This is a genomic window from Limnohabitans sp. 63ED37-2, from assembly GCF_001412535.1.
Classification (GTDB): Bacteria; Pseudomonadota; Gammaproteobacteria; order Burkholderiales; family Burkholderiaceae_C; genus Limnohabitans_A.
This window is the reverse complement of sequence record NZ_CP011774.1, coordinates 536,529-550,727: the sequence shown is the minus strand read 5'-3', so window position 1 is coordinate 550,727 and position 14,199 is coordinate 536,529. Positions and strand designations below refer to the sequence as shown.

The following is a 14,199-nucleotide window of genomic DNA, read 5'->3' as shown; positions in this document are numbered from 1 at the left end:
CTTACAGCAACGCCGAAAAATCCTCGATCACGCGGTCCGGCGCACAGGCGTGCACCGACTCGCCCATGTTGTAGCCATAAGGCAGCAACCAGACCGGCACACCTGCGTTGCGGGCGGTGGCTGCGTCGATCGATGAATCCCCCACAAACAGTGCTTGGGTGGCCTTCAGGTTCCAACGCTTCAAGCAGTCCACCACGCTGGTGGGATCGGGTTTTTTGACTGGAAAGGTGTCGCCGCTGACCACCACGTCAAAGGCCTCGTGAAGCCCGTGCACGCGCAGCACGGTGTCGGTGTAACGGCCTTCCTTGTTGGTCACCACCGCCAGTTTGCAGCCACGTGCACGCAGCGCCGCGAGCACTTCGCGCACCTGGGGGTACAAATTGCTGCGTGTGCCGCAACGGTCTTGGTAGTAACGGTCAAAAATCGGCAGCGCCTGCTTCAGGTCAGTCCCTTGCCGCACTGCGGCCACCGGGGTCTGGGTGACACTGGCCAGCGCCTGAATCAGCAGCTCTTTGGTGCCGTGACCGATCCAGTCGTTGACTTGTTGCTGCGACACCTCGGGCCAATCGAAATAGCGCAAGGTGTCGTTCACCGCATCGGCGATTTCAGGCGCGGTTTCGACCAAGGTGCCGTCGAGGTCAAAAAAATAGGCTTGTGGTGTTGACATATCTTCTCTCATTGCAACGTGGTCACAACTCAGTTGTCTGAGGGCACGATGTGCTCGGGCAGGACTTGAGCCTGGCGGTGGGTGTGACGATGCACCAAGGTGCGCACCGCTTCACACACACGCTCGGTGGTGATGCCAAAGTGCGCGTACAAAGCCGGGGCTGGTGCTGACTCACCAAAGCTGTTCATACCAATCACCATGCCGGTGCGTCCCACGTATTTGCGCCAAAAATCGGGGTGTGCCGCTTCCACGGCCACGGTGGGTAAGCCCAGCGGCAAGACCATGTCTTGGTACGCTTCACTTTGACGGTCAAACACATTGGTGCAGGGCATGGACACCACCCTTGTGGCCACGCCTTGGGTGGCCAGTTCGGCTTGCGCTTTCATGGCCAAAGAGGTCTCGGACCCTGTGGCCACGATGATGGCTTGGGCGCCCGGCATGTCGCTCAGGATGTAGCCCCCCTGGCGCACCTTGGCCGCATCGGCGGCGTCGGTCAACAGTTGTGGCAAGTTCTGGCGTGACAGCGCCAACGCGCTTGGGCCGTCGAGGCGCTCCACCGCACAGGCCCAGGCCACGGCGGTTTCCAAGCCATCGGCGGGCCGCCACACATCCAGCCCCGGGATGATGCGCAAACTGGGCACATGCTCCACGCTTTGGTGCGTGGGGCCGTCTTCGCCCAGACCAATCGAGTCGTGCGTGAAGACGTGGATCACGCGCTTTTTCATGAGCGCTGCCATGCGAATGGCATTGCGTGAATAGTCCGAGAACGTGAGGAAAGTGCCACCGTAAGGGATGTAACCCCCATGCAGCGCCATGCCGTTCATGATGGCGGCCATGCCAAACTCGCGCACGCCATAAGAGAGGTGGTTACCCCAGGTGTCGCGGCCAGCTTTGGTGCAGGTCTTGAAGTTGGTCAGGTTGGAGCCCGTCAGGTCAGCGCTGCCGCCAAAAAACTCGGGCAACAAGGGAGCCAACACATCCAGCGCATTTTGGCTGGCCTTGCGGGTGGCCACGGCATCGGGTTTAGCGGCGATGGCGGCCAAGGCTTTTTCCAGACCCTGGACGTAGGTTTCAGCCAAGTCGCCTTTCATGCGACGCTCAAATTCAGCCGCCTCTTCCGGGTAGCGGCTTTCATAGCTTGCAAAGCGCTCCCGCCATTGGCTTTCGGCGCGTGTGCCACTGGCGCGGGCATCCCAAGCAGTGGCCACATCGGCAGGCACCTCAAAGGGCGCATAAGGCCAGTTCAGCGCTTCGCGGGTGGCGGCCACTTCGGCAGCGCCCAGCGCTGCGCCATGCACATCGTGGGTGCCCGCTTTGTTGGGTGAGCCCATACCGATCACAGTTTGGCAGCAGATCAGCGTGGGCTTGCCATTGGGGCTGTGGGCTTGCGCCTTGGCCGCCTCGATGGCGGCGTTGACCGCTTGCGGGTCGTGGCCATCCACCTTGGCGATCACATTCCAGCCATAGGCTTCAAAGCGCTTGGGCGTGTCGTCGGTGAACCAACCTTCCACATGGCCATCGATCGAGATGCCGTTGTCGTCGTACAGCGCCACCAGTTTGGACAGGCGCAATGTACCCGCCAGCGAACAGGCCTCGTGGCTGATGCCCTCCATCAGGCAGCCATCACCCAAAAACACATAGGTCATGTGGTCCACGATGTCCAGGCGCTGACCGTCTTCCTCGCGATTGAATTCATCGGCCAACATTTTTTCGGCCAGTGCCATGCCCACGGCGTTGGTAATGCCCTGACCCAAGGGGCCCGTGGTGGTTTCCACGCCAGGCGTGATGTCCACTTCTGGGTGGCCAGGGGTTTTGCTGTGCAGTTGGCGGAACTTTTTCAGCTCGTCCAGTGCCAGGTCGTAGCCTGTCAGGTGCAGCAAGGCATAAATCAGCATCGAGCCGTGGCCGTTAGACAACACAAAACGGTCACGGTCAGCCCACTGCGGGTTGAGTGGGTTGTGTTTCAGATGCCGGTTCCACAGGACTTCGGAGATGTCGGCCATGCCCATGGGGGCACCGGGGTGGCCCGACTTGGCCGCTTCAACGGCGTCCACGGCCAGCATGCGCACGGCGTTGGCCATGCGGCGGGCCATCTCGGGGGTGGGGTGATTTACAGCGGTGTTCATGGTGCTTTTGCCCCGCTTCAAGCCTGGCCCAGAGCGCGTTTGCGGCGCTCCATCATTCGCCACACGAACGGTGTGAAGATGAGTTGCATGGCAATTTCCATCTTGCCGCCGGGCACCACGATGGTGTTGGCACGGCTCATCCAGGAGTCGTTGATCATGTTGAGCAAGTAGGGAAAGTCGATGCCTTTGGGGTTGGCAAAACGGATCACCACCACGCTTTCATCGGCCGACGGAATGTCACGCGAGATGAAGGGGTTGGAGGTGTCGACCAAGGGCACACGCTGGAAGTTGACATGTGTGTGCTCAAACTGCGGCACGATGTAGTTCACATAGTCGGGCATGCGGCGCAAGATGGTGTCGGTCACCGCTTCGGTGCTGTAGCCGCGCTGATGCTTGTCGCGCCAGAGTTTCTGAATCCATTCCAGGTTGATGACGGGCACCACGCCCACACGCAAATCGGGATGCTGCGCGATGTTGTGCTCGGGCGTGACCACGGCGCCGTGCAAACCTTCGTAAAACAGCATGTCGGTGTCGTTCGGCAGGTCTTCCCAAGGTGTGAACGTGCCGGGGTCTTGTTGGTAAGGCGCAGCTTCTTCGGCGTTGTGCAGGTACTTGCGTGACTTGCCTTGGCCTGTGGCACCGTAGGTGCGAAACAGGTTTTCAATGTCTCCAAACAGGTTGTTCTCGGCACTGAAGTGGCTGAAATGTTTGTTGCCATCTTTTTCAGCTTCAGCGCCACGTTGCTTCATCTCTTTGCGGTCATAGCGGTGGAAGCTGTCGCCTTCGATGATGGCCGCTTTCACGCCTTCGCGGCGAAAGATGTTGGAAAACGTGCGTGTCACCGTCGAGGTGCCTGCGCCCGAAGAACCGGTGATGGCGATGATGGGGTGGCGTTCAGACATGGGAATCTCCTTGTTGTTTTTTCAAGCGTTTTGAAATCGGGCTCAGTCGCGGAAAAGGCTGCGCTCGCCAAACAGCGGGGCAAAGCTGTCTTGCTTGGGCGGCTCGGCGTGGTAACGCTCAATGCGCTCGACCTCGTTTTTGGAGCCAAACACCAGGCCAATGCGCTGGTGCAAGCTGGTGGGCTGCACACTCAACATGGGGACTTGTCCCGTGCTGGCGCGGCCTCCGGCTTGCTCCATGATGAAGCCGACCGGGTTGGCCTCATAAAGCAGGCGCAGGCGGCCGGGCTTGCTCGGATCTTTGGTGTCACGGGGGTACATGAAAACGCCGCCGCGCATCAAGATGCGATGGGCTTCCGCCACCATGGAGGCGATCCAGCGCATGTTGAAGTCCTTGCCACGCGGGCCAGTTTTGCCAGCCAAACACTCGTCCACATAGCGCTTGACCGGGGCTTCCCAAAAGCGGCTGTTGGAGGCGTTGATGGCGAACTCTTGGGTGTCTTCTGGCACGCGCAACTCGGGATGGGTCAACATGAACTCGCCCATCACCGGGTCGAGTGTGAAACCAGCCACACCATTGCCCACGCTCAGCACCAGCATGGTGGTGGGGCCATACAAGGCATAACCGGCAGCAATCTGTCGGGTTCCCGGTTGGAAGAAATCAGCCTCGGTCAATGGCCCACCCTCGGCGGTGGCGTCGGGCGCACGCAGCACGCTGAAGATGCTGCCCACCGACACGTTCACGTCGATGTTGCTGGAGCCGTCCAGTGGGTCAAACACCAGCAGGTATTTGCCACGGGGGTGTTGCGGCGGAATGTCATACGGCAAATCCATTTCTTCAGAGGCCATGCCCGCCAAGTGGCCGCCCCACTCGTTCATGCGGATGAACAATTCATTGCTCACCACGTCCAGCTTTTTCTGAGTCTCGCCTTGCACGTTGATGCTGCCACCGGCATCGGCTGCGTGGTTGCCGTACATGTCGGCCAAAGCGCCATAGGCGACCGATTTGGCAATGGCTTTGCAGGCCATGGCCACATCCAAAATCAGGGCATTGAAGTCACCACTGGCATCGGGAAAACGGCGACGCTCTTCGATCAGGTACTGGGTCAGGGTAGGCGTGGTGCGGGGGCTCAAGGACATGGGGTCAACACTCTCTGAAGTTTTAAAAATTCTGGAATTCGGAATTCAACTCAAGCCACAGCGGCTTGCTTAAGGGCTTGCATCACACCCCGGTAGCCGCCGTCGGCATCGGGCGCACCGAACACGGCGCTACCTGCCACGCAGGTGTCGGCTCCGGCCGCCACGATCTGCGCGATGTTGTCGGTCTTCACGCCGCCGTCAACCTCCAGCACGATGTTCTGGCCACCCCGGGCCACATGGGTGTTGATGCGCTGGCGGGCCGCTTGCAGCTTGGGCAAGGTCGAGGGGATGAATTTTTGGCCGCCAAAACCGGGGTTCACACTCATGAGCAAGACCACGTCCAAGCGGTCCATCACATGGTCCATCCACTCCAGCGGCGTGGCGGGGTTGAACACCAGACCCGCTTTGCAGCCGTGGTCACGGATCATTTGCAAAGTGCGGTCCACATGGCGGCTGGCTTCGGGGTGAAAGGTGATGATGTTGGCCCCGGCCTTGGCAAACAAAGGCACCAAGGCATCGACCGGCTCGACCATCAAATGCACATCGATCGGAATCTGGACATGCGGGCGGATCGCCTCGCACACCAGCGGGCCAATGGTCAGGTTGGGCACGTAATGGTTGTCCATCACATCAAAGTGCACCCAGTCCGCGCCAGCGGCTTCAATGGCGCGGACCTCTTCGCCCAAACGGGCAAAGTCGGCGGACAAGATGGAGGGGGCAATGCGGACGGTGCTCATGCAGTGGCCTTGAAAGCGGATTGGTGCCATTCACGTAATTGCGCCAACCCCACGCCATGCAGGCTGGGGACGATGCGCAATGCGCCTTTGAAATCGTGCTCGGCAGTGAAATCGTTGGGGGTGATGACCGTGGGCAAACCTGCGGCCATGGCGGCACGCAGGCCGTTCTCTGAATCTTCAAACGCCAGGCAATGCTCGGGTGCCAAACCCAAGCGCGAGAGGGTTTGCTGGTAAACCATCGGGTCGGGTTTTTTGCGCGGCGCGGTCGAGGCATCTTCGATCACCGCAAAGTGCAGCTGCCAGTCCGGCCCGATGGCCTGGCGCAACAGGGCCGCAATGTTGACAGGCGAGGTGGTGGTGGCGATGGCCAACTGGAGCCCGGCCGCACTGGCGGCTGACAGCAGCGCCAGCACCCCGGGGCGCATCTGTACTGCACCGTCTTGCACAGCTTGCTCGTAAGCGGCGGTCTTGATCTCGTGCAGATGGTCAATGGTCTCCTGCATGCCAGCGCCCGTGATGTCCTTGGGCTGGGTCTCCAGCGTTTGCCAATACGCCTTGATGCGCTCTTTACCGCCCGACACCGCCAACAAGCGGGTGTACAGCGGCACATCCCAGCGCCAGTCCAGCCCCATCTCGGCGAAAGCATGGTTGAACGCCGCCAAATGGGCCATTTCGGTGTCGGCCAAGGTGCCGTCGACATCAAAAATCAGTGCTTGCAGCATGGGTGGAGCCCTTCGTGAGAAAGAAGGGCTCCACTTTAAGAAGGACCGAAGCTCAGGACAATTCAATATTGGTAATGAGTTAATTAAGTTATTACTTAATCAAATCTCTTCTCAATGCACCAATAACTCAATCCCAGCCTCCGGACTCTGGCCAGTTGGAGAGGTCTCAACGGTGTTTGAGTGCAACTTCAGTGGGCTGAGAACTCCAAGTCTCAGACACCCGGCGTCAAGGCCTGCACCGCCTGATGGTGCGTCAGGAACACCTGACCACTCAACTCCGCAAGAAAATGGCTGCGCTTTAACCTGTCGTGCACGGGGCCCTTGACCTCGGACAGGTGCAGCTGCACACCTGAAGCCTGCAAGCGGGCGTTGATGGTTTCCAGGCTTTCGAGTGCGCTGGCGTCAATGTAGTTGACCGCTGAGCATTGCAACACCACATGCCGCACACCTGGCCGCACAGCCACTTGCACCGCGATGGTGTCTTCGAGGAAACGGGCGTTGGCAAAGTACAGGCTTTCGTCCACGCGCAGGCCCAAAATGCCCGGCTGCTCCAGTACGGTGTGACGCAGCACATTGCGGTAATGCTCGGTGCCCGGCACCTGCCCCACCACCGCGATGTGCGGGCGGCTGGTGCGGTACAGCAGCAACAGCACAGAGGCGCTCACGCCCGCGATCAACCCGGCCTCCACTCCCACCGTCAAGGTCAGACCAAAGGTCAGCAACAAGGCAATGAAATCGGCCTTGGCGTAATGCCAAGTGCGGGCAAACACCCCGACATCGACCAAGGTGAGCACGGCCACCATAATGGTGGCGGCCAAGGTGGCTTGGGGCAAATGAAAGAGCCAAGGCGTCAAGAACAAAGCCGCCAGCGCCAGCCCGACAGCGGTGTAGATGCCTGCGGCAGGCGTGCGTGCACCCGCATCAAAATTGACCACCGAGCGCGAAAACCCGCCCGTGACCGGAAAACCGCCGGAGAGGCCTGCGCCCAAATTGCTCAGGCCCAGCGCACGCAGCTCGGCATCGGGGTCTATGCGTTCGCGCCGCTTGGCCGCCAAGGACTGGCCCACCGACACCGACTCCACAAAGCCCACCAAGGAAATCAACAAAGCGGGCACCCACAAAGCCTGGGCCAGCGCCCATGGGTCGGCCCACCCACCTGTCGCCGAAGCTCCTGATGACACGCCCGGCAGCGTGAGCGGCGGCAAGCCTTGTGGCACCGTGCCCACCACCCGCACCCCCTGCTCAGCCAACTGCCACACGGCTGACAAGGCAATGCTCAAGAGCAGCACCGCCACCGGGGCCGTCTTGGCCGCCAGATCGGCCGCGCCCGCAGACACCCCCAAGCGCTTGAGCCAGGGCTTGAGCTGACGGCGCACCAGCAGCAGCAAACCCAAAGCGCCCAGCCCCATCACACTGGTCGGCACATGCAGGCTGGACAAGTTTTGCCACAGCTGCGGCAGCAGCTGCAAGAGGTTCTCGCCATGCAGGGGCACACCCAACAAATGTTTGAGCTGGCTGGCCGCGATCAGCAAACCCGATGCCGAGACAAAACCCGAGATGACCGGGTGGCTCAAAAAGTTGGCCAAAAAGCCCAACCGAGCCGCGCCCATCACCAGCATGATGGCCCCGCTGAGCAGGGCCAGCATCAAAGCCGCCTCGGTGTAAGCCACGCTGCCTTGCGCCGCCACCGCGCCCACACTGGCCGCCGTCATGAGCGAGGTCACCGCCGCAGGCCCCACGGCCAAGGTGCCGCTGCTGCCCATCAAGGCATACAGCACCAGGGGGGCCATGCTGGCGTACAAGCCCGCCTGCGCAGGCAAGCCCGCCAACAGCGCGTAGGCCAGGCTTTGCGGGATCAGCATCAGCGTCACCACGGCAGCGGCCACGCCATCGGCTGTCAACAACGAACGGTTATAGCGCCGACCCCAATCCAGAATGGGAAACCAGCGCTGAAGTGCCGAACTCACAAAGCGTCCACCGGAATCTTCAGGTAACGTTGGCCGTTGTCTTCGGGTGGCGGCATGTGGCCAGCGCGCATGTTGATTTGCACAGAAGGCAAGATCAACACGGGCATGGACAAAGTGGCATCGCGCTTTTCGCGCATGGCCACAAACTCGGCCTCGCTCACGCCTTGGTGCACATGCACATTGGCCTTTTTCTGCTCGGCCACGGTGGTCACGCATTGGGGTTGGCGGGTCTCGGGCGGGTAGTCATGGCACATGAACAACTCGGTGTTGTCCGGCAAGCTGAGCACTTTCTGGATCGACTGGAACAACACGCTGGCACTGCCCCCAGGAAAGTCGCAGCGTGCGGTGCCGTAGTCGGGCATGAACAAGGTGTCACCCACAAAAGCCACCTGCCGCACAGGATCGACGCTGTCATCTGTGACCACATAGGTCATGCACGCCGGGGTGTGGCCGGGGGTGTGCAGAGCCTGGGCCTGCAAAGCACCAATCTGAAAAGTCTCACCGTCGCCCAGCAAGCGGTCGAACTGGCTGCCGTCGCGGGCGAATTCGGTGCCCGCGTTGAACAGTTTGCCAAACACGTTTTGCACCGTGGTGATGTGCGAACCAATGGCCAATTGGCCGCCCAGCTGCTTTTGCAAATAGGGCGCGGCCGACAAATGGTCGGCGTGCACATGTGTCTCCAAAATCCACTGCACACGCAGGTCCAGCGCCTTCACACGCGCCACCAACTGGTCGGCGCTGGCGGTGTTGGTGCGGCCCGACTTGGGGTCGTAGTCCAGCACGCTGTCAATCAAGGCGCACTGCCGGGTGTTCAGGTCGGCCAGGATGTGGCTGAAGGTGAACGTGGCCGGATCAAAAAACGATTCGATGTGCATGTGGGCTGAACTCATGGTGACTTCCTTGGCAGTGGAACAACAAAGGTCCTTGGCACCCCCTGCCGCTTGGCGGCAAGGGAGCAAACCTTCAATTTACAGGGACTTGGTCGAGAAATACCAGTCCTTCATGGCGTAACCCTCGCCTTTGCGCTTGGCAATGGCTTCGGGGGTTTTGGGTGGTGGCACGATCACGTCGCAACCGGGCGTCCAGCCCTCGGGGGTAGCGATCTTGTTGGCATCGCTCGTCTGCATGGCTTGCAACAAACGCACAAACTCTTCGATAGAGCGGCCATTGCTCATGGGGTAGTAGACCATGGCGCGAAGCTTGCCTTCGGGGTCAATGAAGAAGGTGGCACGCACGGCTTGGGTGTCTGCAGCGCCGGGGTGGATCATGCCGTAGGCTTGGGCCACTTCCATCTTGATGTCGTCGATGATGGGGAAGGGAATCTCCACACCGAAGTTGTTCTGAATGCTTTGCATCCAGGCCAAGTGCGAGTAGATGCTGTCAATCGACAGGCCAAGCAATTCGCAGTTCATGCTCTTGAACAACTCGGCACGCTTGGCAAAACCGATGAACTCGGTGGTGCACACAGGTGTGAAGTCGGCAGGGTGCGAGAACAAGATGAGCCACTTGCCTTTGTAATCGGCGAGGCTTCGGGGGCCGTGGGTGGTGTTGGCGCTGAAGGCTGGAGCGGCTTCGTTGATGAGAGGCATGGACATGGCGGGTTTCCTTTGAGGTTGACTATCGGTTTTAGAAATCGAGAGATTTAATCTATCGATAGGGTCAACTGTACATACCCCTGAAGGTATTGGGTATGAGTTATCTCAATGATGGGCATAGTGACAATTGCGGTCGTGAAATCTACCCGTTTGATCCATCGCAAGCCCTCACGGTCTTGGCCATGCATGGCCCCAAAACCACAGGCCTCAATGCTTAGCTGGCCCTGCGGCTTTGGCCGCCGCGTCAAAGCCGCCTTTGGCCTGCCACTCAGTCATGCCACCTTGCAAGATGCGCACGTTCTCCCATCCCGCCACGCGCAGCGCAAAACCGGCCTGGGCCGACAGCGACCCGGTGTTGCAATAAATCAGCACAGGCTTGTTTTTGGGAATGGTGTTGCGCTTGGCCAGCACCTGTCGCCAGTCCATGTTGACCGCGCCAGGAATGTGCCCCTTGGAAAATTGCGCCGGGTCACGCGCATCGATCACCACCATCTTGGGCCATTCGTCTTTGGGAATTTGCTCGGCAAAAATTACACCGCCGCCATAGTCCACGAATTCCAGATAGGCCTCCATCTCGTCGGTGGCAATGGCTTTGTTGTCAGCGTGGGCTGCTGGGGCCAACAGCAAGCTGCCAGCGGTGGCGGCGGCAAGAGCGAGGGTTCGAAAGCGCATGATGGGCTCCACTTCGTCAGGTAATATCAGTCAAAACGAATATTGTCGCTGAACGGCTGCAAAACCTCCAACAAAAGCCTCGGCGCACATGTCCAGAGACAAAAATTTCATCGCGCTTTTGCTCACGCTGGGCTTGCACGCCGGGGTGTTGCTGCTGGCCAGTGGTTACCCGCTCCATCACGTCAGCCCAGCCAAAGTGCCCCAAACCGCTGAAAAAATCGTCTTTCTGGAACTGATCCCGCCGCCGCGCCAGCCGCTGCCTGAACCGCCATCAGCGCCCCCCACAAGACCCATCACGGTGCCCCCGCCCAACCCAGCCTTGGCGGCTCCGGCTCCGGCCCCAGCACCCTCACCCGATCGTCCCCTCGCCAGCATGGCCGCGCCCCCGCCACCCACCGCCGAAGAATGGGCTTTTGCCGCCAACTACACCAACAAAAACAGCAAGGGATACCGCTACAGCTGGGGCCAGCAAGTGCGCAGCATGATGGGCACTGCCGTCGAAGGCCCCGACCAGGGCGTGGTGCGCTTTCGCATCGAGATCGCCCCCGACGGCAGCTTGACGCAATTGCAAACGCTGTGGACCACCTCGGCCAAGGCCGAACAACTCGCAAGGCAAGCCATTCAAAACATGCCACCGCTGCCGCCTACCCCCACGGGCAAACCGCTGATTTTTGACAAGACGATTTCGTTTTCCCCCTTTGCCAACGACGGACCACCCATTTACAGGGACGACTGCCTGCCCGAGCCGCCCGTGTTCCGCAACCCTTTTGCTTGGGACGGCAAATCGCCCCAAGTGGTGACCGCACCCACCCCAACCGCCCCACTTGAACCGCAAGCGCTGGCCGACTGCCTGCGCCAGCTGCCCAAGGACAGCGTGGAGGCTGAAACCGCCCGCGACCAGCGCCTGATGGACCAATGGGGATCAAGCAAGACTGGACGCTGAACGATTCGCGGGACTGGGCCCCGCTTGAACACCCACTCAGTCGTCGTCGCCCAACTCAGCATCCCAGCCCATGCCTTTGGCGCGTTTCATGGCCTCGTCGTGGATGCGGGCGTGTTTGGCGGCCAGCTCGGGCGGCAAGCGGCTGGGCAGCTGGCCATAGGGTTCCCAAGCGGCGTGCACCGCTTCAAACAGGTTTTGCAACTCCCCCGCGTGTTTGCCGGCAAAGCCATCGCCTTCGGGCAACAAACCAAACACCCAAGCGTCGCGGACGATGCGCCCGGTCATGCTCATGCCGTGGTGTTCTTCGTGGTCGATGCCGGCGTAGGTTTGCTGGCGGCTGTGGATCATGCTCATGGGGGTGTCCTGGTTAACGGGTCAGTCCAGCATACAGGACGGGGAGTTTTTCGGGCAGGCGTTCGACCTTGTCGACCACCAGGTAATGTCGTTCGCCAAAAATGCGGCTGACGTATTGGTCGGCCCGGGGGTCCAAGCTCATGCAATAGGTGGTCACACCATTTCGAGCAGCCGCCTCAACGGCTTTTTTGGTGTCGTGGCGCAGGTACTGTGGGTCGCGCACGTCCACATCGGCTGGCTCACCGTCGGTGATGACGAGCAAGAGCTTTTTGCTGCTGCGCTGGGCTTTGAGCGCGGCTCTGGCGTGCCGAATGGCAGCGCCCATGCGGGTGGACAACTGGCCTTGCATGCCTGCCAAGCGGGCCTTGGCCAGCTCATCGTAGGGCTGATCAAAATCTTTGAAGCGCCAGTAGTTCACATCGTGGCGGCCGTCCGAACAAAAGCCATGGATAGCAAACGGGTCGCCCACCTTTTGGATCGCATCAGCCAACAAAGCACAGGCCGAGCGGGTCAGGTCCAACACCGTGTGCTCTTGACCCGCCACCTTGTCGTTCGTGGAGTGCGACAGGTCAAGCAAGACCAGCACCGAGATGTCGCGGGTTTTGCGCACGCTGCGCATCATGATGCGCGGGTCGGGCTGACGGCCCATGCGCATCTCGATCACCGAAGCCAACGCAGCGTTGAGGTCAATCTCATCACCGTCTTCGAGCTTGCGGATACGCTGCACACCTTGCGGTTGCATGGCATCCAAAATGAATTTCATGCGGCCGATCAAACGGCGGTGCTCGCTCAAGATGCCATCGATCAGTGTCGGGTCGCCCGCTTTGGGTCGACGCTCTTGCACCGTGGCCCAAGCGGGACGCTCGAGCTGGATCATGTGGTCCCACTCGCCGTAATGCACGGGCGGCAACACCGGTTCGCGACCTTCGCTTTCATTGAAGGACACTCCCAGGTCTTCATAAGGGAACAACTCAGTGCCCAGCACCCAGACCTCTTGCGCATCGTCGCCCGCGCCCTCCACTTCCAGCTCGTTGACGAACTCCATCAGGTTGACTTGCTTGCGCACCTGTTGAGGCGGCTCGTAACCCGCGGCGACCGAACGCTCAAAGTCGTAGCCGTCAAAGGCCCAAAAGTAGCGATTGTCGTCGCGATAGACGGCGGCTTGACCATCGGTTCGGGGAGCGAAGGCAGGGCCTTGGGTGAGCTCGCGGTAGCTGTGTGCCAACTGCACACCCATGGCCCACGATTCGCTGTTGTCGTGGGGCTGTGCCAGCAGGCGTGGCATGGCTTCGGCCATCAAGGCACGGCCTTGGGCAATCCAAGGGTGATTGTCTTCATACGTGGGGTCGATCCACGCCCGCGCCATGCGGGCCAACCAATCGCCTGCTGTGGCTTGCTGTGTGGCGGGGGTGGTGTGCAACTGCGCCCACAAAGGCCGCATGCCGGGAAAGCGCGCCACCGCCAAGGCTTCCACCCGCGCGTCTTCGGCCAAGGCCACCATGGCCATCTGCCACGGGTTGAGCGATTCGGCCGAGATGGCTTGGCGTGTGAACACCACATGGGCCGCGGCGTGGGCGCAAGCCGCGCGGTAGAGCTGGGTGGCGTCCACCAGGCCATCGTTGCCCTGCACGGCGTCCAAGGCGTCGGGCAAGTGGATGAAATAGTCCTCGATGAAGGGGCGCAAGCCTTCCCGGTTTTCAAAGTCACCGGCGGTGGGGCGCATGAAAAAGTCGCGACCCCACAAGGCGCGCAGGTACATATTGATGCGCCGCTGCACATCGACCAACAAGGTGCCTTTGCGCTCTTGTTGCAGCATGGCCAAAGACTCTTTGGACTGCAAACCAAAATAAGCGATCTGTTCCTCGTACTCCGTGCGGTGGGCTTGTGCGCCCCAAGTCGCCCAGCGACGCAAGCCCCCCAAGGTCAGCTGGCCAAACAGCGCATCGAGTTGCCCCAGCATGGGCCGTAAACCGCGAGGAGCTTGCGCCACCAAAGTATTGAGAAACTGCAGGTACTGCATGAACAGCGCCGCATCGGCCAATCGCTTGGCCGCGGTCGATGCGGTGGCCAGCACCAACTCGATCACCGCACCTGAGGTTTTGGACGCCAACACCAACGCGGTAGTGGCCAATTCGCCGACCACATCCTCGCCAATTTCTTTGGCCACTTGGGGTGCGCCGTCGATCCAAGCGTTGACCAACTCGTGGCCACGGCCCAGACCGCGCAAGGCCGCAGCGCCCTTGACGTAGTTGTCGAGCCCACGGGCAGAAAACACCTTGGTGGCCTCGGGCCAGGTGTGTGTGAGCAAGTCCACCGAGGACGGGTCGAGTTGCTCGACCCACTCGGCGTGGTCTTGAAGCTGCACCGACATGGG

At 60.7% G+C, this 14,199-nt stretch carries 13 protein-coding genes; 1 reads left to right on the top strand and 12 read right to left on the bottom strand.

Features of this window, described 5'->3' with window-relative positions; all coding sequences use genetic code 11:
- Nucleotide 1: 1 nt before the first annotated feature.
- The 10 genes from gph to L63ED372_RS02565 all read right to left on the bottom strand — a co-directional run bounded on the left by gph (nucleotide 2) and on the right by L63ED372_RS02565 (nucleotide 10,528).
- Entirely contained in the window at nucleotides 2-667 is a 666-nt protein-coding gene (gph, locus tag L63ED372_RS02610; RefSeq protein WP_062402920.1) for a phosphoglycolate phosphatase, read from the bottom strand.
- Nucleotides 668-696: 29 nt separating this feature from the next.
- Nucleotides 697-2,793: a transketolase gene (gene tkt, locus L63ED372_RS02605; RefSeq protein WP_062402917.1), complete on the bottom strand. Its 2,097-nt coding sequence runs from the start codon at nucleotides 2,791-2,793 to the stop codon at nucleotides 697-699.
- 17 nt (nucleotides 2,794-2,810) lie between these two features.
- Nucleotides 2,811-3,695, bottom strand: a complete 885-nt coding sequence (locus L63ED372_RS02600) for a phosphoribulokinase (protein ID WP_062402914.1) — start codon at nucleotides 3,693-3,695, stop codon at nucleotides 2,811-2,813.
- 42 nt (nucleotides 3,696-3,737) lie between these two features.
- A complete protein-coding gene (locus L63ED372_RS02595; RefSeq protein WP_062402910.1) occupies nucleotides 3,738-4,835 on the bottom strand; it encodes a class 1 fructose-bisphosphatase in 1,098 nt (365 codons plus the stop codon).
- 50 nt (nucleotides 4,836-4,885) lie between these two features.
- On the bottom strand, nucleotides 4,886-5,572 hold the full coding sequence (gene rpe / locus L63ED372_RS02590; protein ID WP_062402907.1) for a ribulose-phosphate 3-epimerase: 687 nt from the start codon (nucleotides 5,570-5,572) through the stop codon (nucleotides 4,886-4,888).
- On the bottom strand, nucleotides 5,569-6,294 hold the full coding sequence (locus L63ED372_RS02585) for an HAD-IA family hydrolase (protein WP_062402904.1): 726 nt from the start codon (nucleotides 6,292-6,294) through the stop codon (nucleotides 5,569-5,571). Before L63ED372_RS02585 ends, rpe begins: the two co-directional genes overlap by 4 nt.
- 212 nt (nucleotides 6,295-6,506) lie before the next feature.
- On the bottom strand, nucleotides 6,507-8,261 hold the full coding sequence (locus L63ED372_RS02580) for a SulP family inorganic anion transporter (protein WP_062402901.1): 1,755 nt from the start codon (nucleotides 8,259-8,261) through the stop codon (nucleotides 6,507-6,509).
- Nucleotides 8,258-9,136, bottom strand: a complete 879-nt coding sequence (locus tag L63ED372_RS02575) for an MBL fold metallo-hydrolase (RefSeq protein ID WP_197275345.1) — start codon at nucleotides 9,134-9,136, stop codon at nucleotides 8,258-8,260. Before L63ED372_RS02575 ends, L63ED372_RS02580 begins: the two co-directional genes overlap by 4 nt.
- 93 nt (nucleotides 9,137-9,229) lie before the next feature.
- Nucleotides 9,230-9,856: a peroxiredoxin gene (locus tag L63ED372_RS02570; RefSeq protein WP_062402895.1), complete on the bottom strand. Its 627-nt coding sequence runs from the start codon at nucleotides 9,854-9,856 to the stop codon at nucleotides 9,230-9,232.
- Between the two features lie 207 nt (nucleotides 9,857-10,063).
- Entirely contained in the window at nucleotides 10,064-10,528 is a 465-nt protein-coding gene (locus tag L63ED372_RS02565; protein WP_062407544.1) for a rhodanese-like domain-containing protein, read from the bottom strand.
- An 88-nt stretch (nucleotides 10,529-10,616) separates the two neighbouring features.
- Between L63ED372_RS02565 and L63ED372_RS02560 the strand changes: the two genes are divergently transcribed.
- Entirely contained in the window at nucleotides 10,617-11,471 is an 855-nt protein-coding gene (locus tag L63ED372_RS02560) for an energy transducer TonB family protein (RefSeq protein WP_062402892.1), read from the top strand.
- A 36-nt stretch (nucleotides 11,472-11,507) separates the two neighbouring features.
- Here the strand turns inward: L63ED372_RS02560 and L63ED372_RS02555 are convergent, their stop codons facing one another.
- Together L63ED372_RS02555 and L63ED372_RS02550 are read right to left on the bottom strand one after the other, a co-directional pair.
- Complete coding sequence (locus L63ED372_RS02555; RefSeq protein WP_231624540.1) at nucleotides 11,508-11,825, bottom strand: hypothetical protein; 318 nt, start codon at nucleotides 11,823-11,825, stop codon at nucleotides 11,508-11,510.
- Between the two features lie 13 nt (nucleotides 11,826-11,838).
- Nucleotides 11,839-14,196 (bottom strand): nitric oxide reductase activation protein NorD, encoded by a 2,358-nt coding sequence (locus L63ED372_RS02550; protein ID WP_062402889.1) that lies wholly within the window; start codon nucleotides 14,194-14,196, stop codon nucleotides 11,839-11,841.
- Nucleotides 14,197-14,199 lie beyond the last annotated feature (3 nt).

Excerpts from the sequence above, each read along its gene's own strand:
- L63ED372_RS02555 (WP_231624540.1), bottom strand. The coding sequence starts at position 11,825 with ATGAGCATGATCCACAGCCGCCAGCAAACCTACGCCGGCATCGACCAC.
- L63ED372_RS02575 (WP_197275345.1), bottom strand. The coding sequence starts at position 9,136 with ATGCACATCGAATCGTTTTTTGATCCGGCCACGTTCACCTTCAGCCAC.
- L63ED372_RS02570 (WP_062402895.1), bottom strand. The coding sequence starts at position 9,856 with ATGTCCATGCCTCTCATCAACGAAGCCGCTCCAGCCTTCAGCGCCAAC.
- L63ED372_RS02550 (WP_062402889.1), bottom strand. The coding sequence starts at position 14,196 with ATGTCGGTGCAGCTTCAAGACCACGCCGAGTGGGTCGAGCAACTCGAC.
- rpe (WP_062402907.1), bottom strand. The coding sequence starts at position 5,572 with ATGAGCACCGTCCGCATTGCCCCCTCCATCTTGTCCGCCGACTTTGCC.
- tkt (WP_062402917.1), bottom strand. The coding sequence starts at position 2,793 with ATGAACACCGCTGTAAATCACCCCACCCCCGAGATGGCCCGCCGCATG.
- L63ED372_RS02595 (WP_062402910.1), bottom strand. The coding sequence starts at position 4,835 with ATGTCCTTGAGCCCCCGCACCACGCCTACCCTGACCCAGTACCTGATC.
- L63ED372_RS02565 (WP_062407544.1), bottom strand. The coding sequence starts at position 10,528 with ATGCGCTTTCGAACCCTCGCTCTTGCCGCCGCCACCGCTGGCAGCTTG.
- gph (WP_062402920.1), bottom strand. The coding sequence starts at position 667 with ATGTCAACACCACAAGCCTATTTTTTTGACCTCGACGGCACCTTGGTC.
- L63ED372_RS02560 (WP_062402892.1), top strand. The coding sequence starts at position 10,617 with ATGTCCAGAGACAAAAATTTCATCGCGCTTTTGCTCACGCTGGGCTTG.
- L63ED372_RS02600 (WP_062402914.1), bottom strand. The coding sequence starts at position 3,695 with ATGTCTGAACGCCACCCCATCATCGCCATCACCGGTTCTTCGGGCGCA.
- L63ED372_RS02585 (WP_062402904.1), bottom strand. The coding sequence starts at position 6,294 with ATGCTGCAAGCACTGATTTTTGATGTCGACGGCACCTTGGCCGACACC.